The sequence below is a fragment of the Sinorhizobium sp. 22678 genome (assembly GCF_052044265.1).
GTDB lineage: Bacteria > Pseudomonadota > Alphaproteobacteria > Rhizobiales > Rhizobiaceae > Sinorhizobium > Sinorhizobium meliloti_A.
Map to the genome: position 1 here is coordinate 146224 of NZ_JBQEMS010000015.1, position 8752 is coordinate 154975.

Genomic DNA, 8752 nt, shown 5'->3' on the forward strand with positions numbered 1-8752 from the left:
TGAGGCAGATTGCACGGAAACCGGCTACTCGAAGAGGCGCTTGACCATGGATATGCTCGGCAGCTCCTTGAGCTGCGCCATCAGATGGTTGAGCTGACGCAGGTCCCAGACCTCGAGATCGAACTGCAATTCGCTGAAGTCCGCGGCGACGCGCCCCATGGAAAGCGAACGGATATTGACGTCGGTGGTCGCGATGGCCTGTGCGACCTCTGCCAGCGTGCCGGGTTCGTTCAAGGCGCTGACCGCAATCCTCGCCATGAAACGGCTGTTGTTCGCCTCGTCGAGATCCCAACGAACGTCGATCCAGCGCTCGGGCTCTTCATCGAACTTCTGCAGGATCGGCGACTGGATCGGATAGATGGTGATGCCTTTGTCCTTGTCCATGATGCCGACGATGCGATCGCCGGGAACGGCGCCGGCCGGACTGAAATGGACCTCGGCATTGCCGGAGAGGCCACGGATCGGCAGGGCTTCCGGCCCCTCCGCCTGCTCGGCGGCGGCCATTTCCTTCGACCGCTCCGGCAGCTTGAAGATCATGCCCGCGGCGCTGCGCATGTTGAACCAGCCGTCGTCGGCGCTGGGCTTCACGGTCACGCGCTCGTCCTGATGATCGGGAAACACCGCGCGCAGAACGTCGAGCGAGGAGAGTTCGCCGCGCCCGACCGCGGCGATGGCGTCCTCGACGTCCTTCTGTCCGAGCCGGTGCAGCACCGGCTTCAAAGCCTCGCGCGAGAAGGTCTTGCCCGCCCGTTCGAAGGTGCGCTCGAGGATGCGATAGCCGAGGCCGGCATATTGCTTGCGGATGGCGGCGCGCGTCGCGCGGCGGATGGCGGCCCGCGCCTTGCCCGTGACGACGATCTCTTCCCAGGCCGGCGGCGGCACCTGAATACCCGAGCGGATGATCTCCACCTCGTCACCGTTGTTGAGCCGCGTCACCAGCGGCATGATGCGACCGTTGATCTTGGCCCCGACGCAGGTGTCGCCGATATTCGTATGCACGGCATAGGCAAAGTCGATCGGGGTGGCGCCACGCGGCAGCGCTATCAGTTGCCCCTTCGGTGTGAAGCAGAAGACCTGATCCTGGAAGAGCTCGAGCTTGGTGTGCTCGAGAAACTCCTCCGGATTGTCGCCCTCGGCGAGCGATTCGATCGTGCGGCGCAGCCAGGAATAGGCATTCGATGTCGGAGTGCGCGTCAGGTCACCGGAAACGGTGTCGCGATCCTTGTAGAGTGCGTGGGCCGCGATACCGTATTCGGCGATCTCATGCATGCGCTTCGTGCGGATCTGCAGTTCGATGCGCTGGCGCGACGGGCCGATGATCGTCGTGTGAATCGATTGATAGTCGTTCTGTTTCGGGGTCGAGATGTAGTCCTTGAAGCGTCCCGGCACGACACGCCAGCGGGTGTGCACGATACCGAGCGCGCGATAGCAGGACGGGATGTCGTTGACGATGATGCGGAAGCCCCAGACATCCGAGAGCTGCTCGAAGGAGAGCGATTTCGACTGCATCTTGCGGAAAACCGAATAGGGCTTCTTCTGGCGCCCCCTGACCTGTGATTCCGTGAGCCCCTCGGCCTGAAGGAGCTCGCTCAGTTCCTCCTCGATCTTCTTGATCAGCCCCTCATTGCGCTCGGAGAGCTCCTGGAGGCGCCTGGTAACGGTCTCGTAAGCCTCCGGATTGATGTGGCGGAAGGACAGGTTCTCCAGCTCCTCGCGCATGTCCTGCATGCCCATGCGCCCTGCCAGGGGCGCATAGATGTCCATCGTCTCCTCGGAGATGCGTGCGCGCTTTTCGGCCGACATGTGGTCGAGGGTGCGCATATTGTGGAGGCGATCGGCAAGTTTGACCAGGAGCACGCGGACGTCATCCGAAATGGCGAGCAGCAGCTTCCGAAGATTTTCCGCCTGCTTGGCCTTCTTGGTGACGAGGTCGAGCTTCTTGATCTTGGTGAGGCCTTCGACCAAGGCGCCGATATCCTCGCCGAAAAGATCGTCGATCTCCTGCCGCGTCGCGGTCGTATCCTCGATCGTGTCGTGCAGCAGCGCGACGGCGATCGTGGATTCGTCCAGATGCATTTCGGTCAGGATCGCCGCCACTTCCAGGGGATGGGAGATGTAAGGATCGCCGCTTGCCCGCTTCTGCTGCCCGTGCTTCTGCATGGCGTAGACATAGGCCTTGTTCAGCAGCGCCTCGTTGACGTCGGGCTTGTATTTTTGCACGCGCTCAACGAGCTCGTATTGGCGCATCATCCGCTAGCGGCTCCGTGAAATCAGGCAAATAAAAAAGTGCGCCAATCATATGAGTGGCGCACTGCTTCGATAACACGTCGGAACGTTGTTCCGGAACGAATCTCAGTAGTCGTCGCTCTTTTCCGGAGGAACGAGGCCTTCGATGCCGGCCAGCAGTTCTTCTTCGGACATGCGGTCGAAGGTCAGCGCTTCCGGCTGGTCTTCCTCTTCGGCGGCCTCAGCGAAGGCAGGCGCTGCTTCCGTCTGGGCGAGCGATGCCGGATCGGGTTCCGGCTCGTCCACTTCCACATGCTTCTGCAGCGAGTGGATCAGGTCCTCCTTCAGGTCGCCGGGCGACAGGGTTTCATCGGCGATCTCGCGCAGTGCAACGACCGGATTCTTGTCGTTGTCGCGGTCGACCGTAATCGGGGCACCCTGGGAAACCAGGCGTGCGCGGTGGCTGGCAAGAAGGACGAGTTCGAAACGGTTTTCGACCTTGTCGATGCAGTCTTCGACGGTGACGCGGGCCATAGCCTGTCCTTTACGACTCAAGAGATGCGGCGGCATTGCCGCGGCAGGTTTAACGACGCGAAACCGGAACGTCCGCTGACATGCGGCTCCATCAGCTCCGATTTCTGGAATTAGGCGTCCGATACAATCAAAACGGCATAAGTTCAAGTTTTTCCTGCATCCGGCTCACGTCATCGCCCGGAGCATGATAAAATGCCGCGTCTGTGGAACGCTCCCATAGGGTCACAGACATTGCCTGTATTTTCGAATACGTATCCAGCAACAATTATAGATTGAAAATGTGGACGAACTGCAGCAACTGCTAAAACTAGCTATAGGCGCCGCGCCCTAGTTGGAATAATGCGTTGGCATGACCACATTATTTGCAGATAAGTGAGCTTTAATTTAATCCGCCAATTGTAAGCGTGACGCTCCGCGGGGTTGGTCCGGTCACTGTGCAGGGTACGGAAAAAGGAAGTAACGATGTTCGATCCTCGCGAGAAAATCGCTCTTTTCATCGATGGCGCCAACCTCTACGCCGCGTCGAAGAGCCTCGGCTTCGACATCGATTACCGCAAGCTGCTCAAGGCCTTCCAGAAGCGCGGCTACCTGCTCAGGGCCTACTACTACACCGCACTCATCGAGGACCAGGAATATTCGTCGATCCGCCCGCTGATCGATTGGCTGGACTATAACGGCTATAAGGTCGTGACAAAGCCCGCCAAGGAGTTCACCGATTCCCTCGGACGCCGCAAGATCAAAGGGAATATGGACATCGAGCTGGCGATCGACGCCATGGAGCAGTCCGAATCGGTCGACCATCTGGTGATCTTCTCCGGAGACGGTGATTTCACGACCCTGGTCGAAGCGTTGCAGCGCAAGGGCCGAAAGGTTTCCGTGGTCTCGACCATGTCGACGCAGCCGCCGATGATTGCCGACGACCTGCGCCGTCAGGCCGACCACTTCATCGATCTCGCGACGCTCAGAGGAGAGATCGGCCGCGAACCGTCCGAACGCGTTCAGCGCCCTGTCGAGCCGGTCGCCGACGACGTCGAGCTTTAAAGCCTGTCGGGATTTTTCCTCGTCCCTGTGCTTGTCACAGGGACCCGGCCGGACCAAGCCTTGGCTGAAAATGGCCTTTCCGCGCCGCAGACGCGGTTTCCGCCCGTATCCCGCTCCAATTCATTGGAATCGATCGCTTTCGTGGTTCAGGTCGACCCGACCTGAGATCATTGTGATCTCTTCTGCCGGATAAAGAGCAAATACCCCAAAGATCGACGCGACTCAGCCGCGCTCCTTGAGGAGCCTGTTCTTCTGCCGGTTCCAATCGCGTTCCTTGGAGGTCTCTCGCTTGTCGTGCAGCTTCTTGCCCTTGCCGAGCGCCAGTTCCAGCTTCGCCCTGCCTCGCTCATTGAAGTATATCCGGAGCGGTATCAGCGACATTCCCTCGCGGTTGACCGCACCTTGCAGACGGTTCACTTCCCTCTTCGACAGGAGCAATTTGCGGCGGCGGCGCGTCTCGTGATTGAAGCGGTTGGCCTGCAGATATTCGGGCAGGTAGGAGTTGATGAGCCAGATCTCGCCGCCTTCGTCGGTCGCGTATGATTCCGCGATATTGGCCTTTCCCTCGCGCAACGACTTGACCTCCGTGCCGGTCAGGACCAGACCGGCCTCGTAGGTGTCGACGATCTCGTAGTTGAAGCGGGCCTTGCGATTTTCCGCGACAACCTTCTTGACCGTGCGTTCGCTGCCTTTCGGTGCCATCAGTTCATCAGCCCTGCATGCCTGAGCGCCGCGTCGATAGCCGACGCGGTGGCCGGTTCAAGCGCCGACAGCAACGGCGAGCGGACAGTAAAGCTCATCCGCCCCAGACGGTTCAACGCATATTTGGCGCCGCAGACGCCCGGCTCAAGGAAGATGGCCTTGTGCAGCGGCATCAATTTGTCTTGAAGTTCCAAGGCCTTGGCATAGTTGCCGGCAAGGGTTGCCTCCTGAAATTCGGCGCACAGGCGCGGAGCGACATTGGCGGTGACGGAGATGCAGCCGACCCCGCCATGCGCATTGAAGCCGAGGGCGGTCGCATCCTCTCCCGAAAGCTGCACGAAAGCCTTGCCGCAGCCTATGCGCTGCTCGGAGACCCTCTCGATCTTTCCGGTCGCATCCTTCACGCCGATGATCGTGGGATGGGCCTTGGCCAGCGCCGCCATGGTCTCGACGCTCATGTCCACGACGGAACGGCCGGGAATGTTATAGATCACGATCGGCAGCTTCACACTTTCGGCGATCGCCGCGTAGTGGGCGAAAAGGCCCTTCTGCGTAGGCTTGTTGTAATAGGGCGTGACGACGAGGATCGCGTCCGCACCGGCCTTTTCCGCATGCTGCGCAAGCTCGATCGCTTCGATCGTGTTGTTGGACCCGGCACCGGCGATGACCGGTACGCGCCGCGCCGACGCCTCTACGCACAGTTCCACGACCTTCTTATGCTCATCGTGGGAAAGCGTCGGAGATTCACCCGTGGTGCCCACGGGCACGAGGCCGTGGCTGCCCTCTTTTATCTGCCACTCCACATGCGCGACGAAACTATCCGCATCAACCGAGCCGGCGGCGGTGAACGGCGTTACGAGTGCGGGAATGGAACCCTTGAACATACACAACTCCTGACGACCGAGGGCGCAGAATACGCTCACGCTTTGGCCGCAATCGACGGTTAAAAAACTGCCGCACCATAATCATGTGACGTGTCTGCGGCAAGCGCTGAGAGGATGCATTTCGCTTTCGTTTCCGCACAAGCGCCGCCCGTGGGCGGGACCGCAATGGGCCGCCGGGTTTCGGGGATCACGCATGCGCCGGCCGGTCAGCAGTCCGACAGATATGGCTGGGTTTTCGCTGATCGATCGGCTGTAATGGAGCGGCAATGAAGTCGAGGGATGAGGGACCACGGGGCTCGTGATGCGGCGAACAATTTTCCTGCCGGTCGCCGCCATGATCGGTGCGGGGATGCTGGCTTTTTCGGCCGACGCAGCCGAGGGCCGGATTCCTGTGCCGACGAGCAAGCCGGATGCTGCCGGCAAGATCGGCAGCATCGCAGCCGGCGAACCCTCATCTATCCTCGGCGCCAATCTGAAAAGCGGTCTCGATGCCCTCTCCGATCGGCAGCCGGAAAAGGCGATCGCCGTTCGCGACCGCATGCCGGCAGGAACGCTCGACCGCCATATCCTGGCCTGGGCGATCGCGGTGTCCGGACAGAGGGGCATTCCCTCCTTTGACATTGCCGAGGCGCAGCGGGAACTCCAGGGCTGGCCGGGCCTGAAGTCGCTGCGCTCGCATTCGGAACGGGCGCTTTACCGCGAGAACGCTCCCGCCGCCGATGTGGTCGCCGCCTTCGGCACCACCCGGCCCGAGACGGCTGAAGGGGCGATCATCCTTGCACGCGCACTTGCAGCGCTGGGGCAGAGCTCGGCGGCCGCCACGCACCTGCGCGCATTCTGGCTGAGCGAAGCCCTGGACAAGGACACTGAAACGAAGATCCTTTCCGAGTTTTCCGATCTTTTGACGACGGAAGATCACAGGCAGCGGATGGAAATGCTTCTCTACCGCGCCCGCATAGACCAGGCCGAGCGGTTCAGCGATCTCGGCAAGGCGCAATCGCTGTTCCGCGCCTGGGCCGCAGTGACCCGCGGCGGCAGCAACGCTGCCTCGCTCATCGAAGCGGTGGACGCTTCCTGGCGCAGCAGGCCTTCCTACCTCTTCATCCGCATCGAGCATTTACGCAAGCAGCAGAAATACGCCGAGGCGGCCCGGCTTCTCGACCAGATGCCGAAGGACGACGGCGCTCTCGTCAATCCCGGAGAATGGTGGGTCGAGCAACGTATCGTCAGCCGCGGCTTGCTCGACGCCGGCGACTTCCGCGGCGCCTACCGCATCGCCGCCAACCATGCGGCAAGGCGCGCCACGGACCGCGTGGACGCGGAATTCCACGCGGGCTGGTATGCGCTTCGCGGCCTTGAGGAACCCGAGACGGCGGCGCGTCACTTTCGCAGGATTCTCGAGGCATCGAGCCGGCCGATCTCCGCCTCGCGCGCCTGGTATTGGCTGGGGCGCGCCGCCGAAGCGGGCGGCCCCGGCGACGCGCGCGCGTATTTCACCAATGCGGCGCGCTACCCGGCCACCTTCTACGGGCAACTCGCCGCCGCACGCCTCGGCCAGGCGAAACTCGATATGAGCTACCCCTCGTCGACGGAGCAAGACCGCATCCGGCTGGAAGGGCGCGAAGCCGTTACGGCGATCGGCCGGCTCGAAGCTGCCGGCCACGGCTGGCGCGCCGACAGTCTTTATCGGGCGCTTGCCGAGGAACTGACCAGCCCCGGCGAACTTGCGATCCTGGCGGAGCGGGCCGAGAAGTCGGGCAATCACCAACTCTCGCTGCAGATCGGCAAGATCGCCTTCGGCCGCGGCATCGAGGTGGCTGCCCTTGCCTTTCCGATCGGGGTCATTCCGCCGAGCGCCGATATCGACGGGGCCGGCAAGGCGCTCGCCTATGCCATCGCCCGGCAGGAAAGCGCTTTCAACCCGGCCGCTGTTTCGGTGGCGAATGCCCGGGGGCTCCTGCAACTCCTTCCCGGCACGGCCAAGGCCGTCGCCAGCCGCTATGGCCTCGCCTATTCGAAGGACCGCCTGACGAGCGACGCCGGCTATAATGCGACGCTTGGTGCCCATTATCTCGGTGAACAGATCGACAGCTTCGGCGGTTCCTACATCCTCACCTTCATCGCCTATAATGCCGGCCCGCGTCGTGTTCCTGACTGGCTCGCCCGCTATGGCGATCCACGCGGAAAGCCCATCGACGAGGTCGTGGACTGGATCGAGCGCATCCCCTTCGAGGAGACGCGCAACTATGTCCAGCGGGTGATGGAGAACTACCAGGTTTATAAGTCGCGGCTGGGACAGGATACGGACATCGTTGCGGATTTGAGGTTGGGACGCCGTTTGCCTTGTGCCGGAGCGGGGGGGCAAACCGGACGGTCGCGCCCGACTGCCGGTCCCCGCGGTAGCTCTGCCGAGAGAGGATCACATCATCGTGATCCTTCGGCGGCGTCCGGCACAAAATACGATTTCGGCCATTTTCCCTTTGAAGGGATTACTTTCTCCTGAGAGGAAATGGTGAGGCCAATGAAGACCTTAGCAATTGTTGCCCTGTCGCTGGCCACGGCCATCAGCAGCGTTCCGCCCGCAGAGGCATTTCCGATCGTTCTGGCACCGAAGACGCAGGCTGCCGACGTGCAGTTGGCGCAGTTTCCGTACGAGCGCGGGGAAGCGCGCAAGGGCCGCTGCCGCGACCGGGACTGCCGGCGGATGGGCAACTGGCGCGGTTATCGCGGAAACCGCCATTACAGCAATCGCTACCATCATCGCCGCTACTACCGCGACGACGATGATGATCTCGGAGCTTTCTTTGGCGGCCTGGCCGCCGGCGCGATCGTCGGTGGCGTGTTGAGCCAACCGAGATATGCGGCTCCGAGGTATTACGGCGGCGGCAATGCACATGTGGAATGGTGCTACTCGCGCTATCGCTCGTATAGAGCCTGGGACAATACATTCCAGCCCTATAACGGTCCGCGGCGCCAGTGCTATTCACCCTATAGCTGACGCCACTGCGCGCAGACAACTAAGGCCTGTTGAGATTCAGGCCATGCGCCGCTGTGCACTGTTGGGGTGGACGGCTCCCAACGGCATCGCAATGTGCCAGAGTGAGTCGTTAAGATCTCAATCGAGGGAGACCGTCCGTGGAGCAGATTATCCGAATTGGCATGGATACGTCAAAGAGCGTTTTCCAGTTGCATGGAGTGAACGCCGCCGAGCAACCGATCCTGCGCCGGAAGCTGACGCGCAAGGAAATGGTGAAATTCTTCCAGAAGGCGGCACCGACCAGTATTGCGCTGGAAGCGTGTGGTGGTTCCCACCATTGGGCCCGACTGCTGCGTTCCTTCGGCCATGAGGTGAAATTGATCGCGCC

The 8752-nt window shown here is 61.6% G+C and carries 6 protein-coding genes and 2 pseudogenes; 4 read left to right on the forward strand and 4 right to left on the reverse strand.

Annotation, left to right across the window (positions count from 1 at the left end):
- Positions 1 to 24 precede the first annotated feature (24 nt).
- Positions 25 to 2250: a RelA/SpoT family protein gene (locus ACTJKL_RS21785; protein WP_018094595.1), complete on the reverse strand. Its 2226-nt coding sequence runs from the start codon at positions 2248 to 2250 to the stop codon at positions 25 to 27.
- Between the two features lie 102 nt (positions 2251 to 2352).
- Positions 2353 to 2760, reverse strand: coding sequence for a DNA-directed RNA polymerase subunit omega (rpoZ, locus tag ACTJKL_RS21790; RefSeq protein ID WP_018094594.1), 408 nt, complete (start codon positions 2758 to 2760; stop codon positions 2353 to 2355).
- Between the two features lie 462 nt (positions 2761 to 3222).
- Here rpoZ and ACTJKL_RS21795 point away from each other — a divergent pair, with 462 nt between their 5' ends.
- Complete coding sequence (locus ACTJKL_RS21795) at positions 3223 to 3801, forward strand: LabA-like NYN domain-containing protein (RefSeq protein ID WP_003527296.1); 579 nt, start codon at positions 3223 to 3225, stop codon at positions 3799 to 3801.
- A gap of 222 nt (positions 3802 to 4023) precedes the next feature.
- Here the strand turns inward: ACTJKL_RS21795 and smpB are convergent, their stop codons facing one another.
- Together smpB and dapA are read right to left on the reverse strand one after the other, a co-directional pair.
- Entirely contained in the window at positions 4024 to 4503 is a 480-nt protein-coding gene (gene smpB, locus ACTJKL_RS21800) for an SsrA-binding protein SmpB (RefSeq protein WP_003527297.1), read from the reverse strand.
- Positions 4503 to 5387: a 4-hydroxy-tetrahydrodipicolinate synthase gene (dapA, locus tag ACTJKL_RS21805; RefSeq protein ID WP_018094592.1), complete on the reverse strand. Its 885-nt coding sequence runs from the start codon at positions 5385 to 5387 to the stop codon at positions 4503 to 4505. Before dapA ends, smpB begins: the two co-directional genes overlap by 1 nt.
- Before the next feature lie 301 nt (positions 5388 to 5688).
- Between dapA and ACTJKL_RS21810 the strand changes: the two are divergent.
- The 3 genes and pseudogenes from ACTJKL_RS21810 to ACTJKL_RS21820 all read left to right on the forward strand — a co-directional run.
- Positions 5689 to 7731: pseudogene (locus tag ACTJKL_RS21810) on the forward strand (lytic transglycosylase domain-containing protein); the annotation flags it as partial.
- Positions 7732 to 7896: 165 nt separating this feature from the next.
- A complete protein-coding gene (locus ACTJKL_RS21815) occupies positions 7897 to 8385 on the forward strand; it encodes a BA14K family protein (protein WP_440853765.1) in 489 nt (162 codons plus the stop codon).
- A 137-nt stretch (positions 8386 to 8522) separates the two neighbouring features.
- Positions 8523 to 8752, forward strand: a pseudogene (locus ACTJKL_RS21820) (IS110 family transposase); the annotation flags it as partial.